The 1,758-nt window shown below is 70.5% G+C and carries 1 protein-coding gene; it reads left to right on the top strand.

The features are described from left to right. Window positions 1–1,758, top strand: a 1,758-nt coding sequence (locus tag DUPY_RS28220; RefSeq protein WP_229255187.1) for an Ig-like domain-containing protein, incomplete at both ends; no start/stop codon positions are given.

Below are 1,758 nucleotides of genomic sequence, written 5' to 3'. Positions count from 1 at the left end.
GGCGGCGGCGTGGTGCAGGTGCGGGTGGCCGATGCCGCCGGCAACGACGGCCTGGCAACCGGCACCGCGTACGTGCTCGACACCACCGCGCCTGCTGTGACGGTGACCAGCAGCGCCGGTGCGCTGGCGCTGGGCCAGACCGCGCTGCTGACCTTTACGTTTACCGAGGCGCCGTTCAACTTCACGGCGGCCTCGCTGGCCGTGGCAGGCGGCGCGGTGTCGGGCTTTACCGCCACCGCCAATCCGCTGGTGTACACGGCGGTGTTTACGCCGGTGGCCGGCCAGTCGGGCGCCGTGGCCAGCGTGGCGGTCAACGCCGGCGGCTACATCGACAATGCCGGCAACCCTGGTCAGGCCGGCGCCCCGGCCACGTTCGCGGTCAACACCAGCGTGCCCACGCTGGCCATCACCAGCAACGACAGCGCCCTGGCGCTGGGCGAAACCGCGCTGATCACGTTTACCTTCAGCAGCGCGCCTGCCGGCTTTACGGCAGCCAGCGTGGCGGCTGGCAACGGCACGCTGACCAACTTCACCGCCACCGCCAATCCGCTGGTCTACACCGCCCTGCTGACGCCGGTGGCTGGCCTGGCAGCGGCCACCGCTTCGGTGGTGGTGGCCGCTGGCGCCTACGCGGACGCTTTCGGCAACCTCGGCATCGGCGCCGTGTCGGCGCCGATGGCGGTCGATACGCTGGCGCCCACGCTGGTCATTACCAGCGGCAGCGCCGCGCTTGGCGTCGGCGAGACCACGCACGTCACGTTCACCTTCAGCGAGGTGCCGGTCGGCTTCAACGCCGGCGCCATCATCGCCAGCGGCGGTACCTTGAGCGGCCTGGCCGCCACCGCCAACCCGCTGGTGTATACCGCACTGTTTACCCCCACTGCCGGCATCCAGGGCGTGGCTGCCAGCTTCGCGCTCACCGGCGCCGTCACCGACGCCGCCGGCAATGCGGTTGCCGCGCCGGTGCAGCCCACCCTTGCCATCGATACCTTGGCTCCGGTGGCCGTGGCCGACAGCGTGGTGTTCTCGACCGATAACGGCGCCAGCGCCACCGACCTGCTCACCAACGTTGCCGCGCAAACCATCAGCGGCACGCTGGGACAAATCCTGGGCGCAGGCGAGACGGTGGAAGTCTCGCTCGACAATGGCAATACCTGGAGCGCTGCCACCGCCGCCGGCGCCGCCTGGACCCTGGCCGGCCAGACCCTCGCTGGCAGCAATGTGCTGCAAGTGCGCGTGATCGACGCCGCCGGCAACCATGGCCCCGCCTATGCCCGCTCGTACGTGCTCGATACCAGCGCCCCTGCCGCCAGCGTCGGCACCAGCGCCACCGCACTGAAGGCCGGCGAGACCGCCACCATCACGCTCAGCTTTACCGAAGCGCCGGTAGGCCTGACCAACGCCAGCCTGGCCGTGACCGGCGGCACCCTGGGCGCGCTGACCGCCACTGCCGATCCGCTGGTCTACACGGTGGTGTTGACGCCCCTGCCCGGTGTGAACGGCGGCAGCGGCGTGGTGCAGATCATCGCCGGCAGCTATACCGACAGCGCTGGCAATGCCGGCCAGGGCGCCAGCATGGCGGCGATCGCCATCGACACCCTGCCACCGACCATCATCGGCAGCGCGGTGATCTTCTCGAACGATACCGGCGCCAGCGACCTGGTGACCAGCGTGGCCGCGCAGGACATCAGCGGCAACCTGAACGCCAGCCTGGCTGCCGGCGAGACGGTGCAAGTCTCGCTCGACAACGGCGCCACC

It is taken from the genome of Duganella phyllosphaerae (genome assembly GCF_001758785.1).
GTDB classification, from domain to species: domain Bacteria; phylum Pseudomonadota; class Gammaproteobacteria; order Burkholderiales; family Burkholderiaceae_D; genus Rugamonas; species Rugamonas phyllosphaerae.
This window is presented reverse-complemented; position numbering and strand designations above follow the sequence as displayed.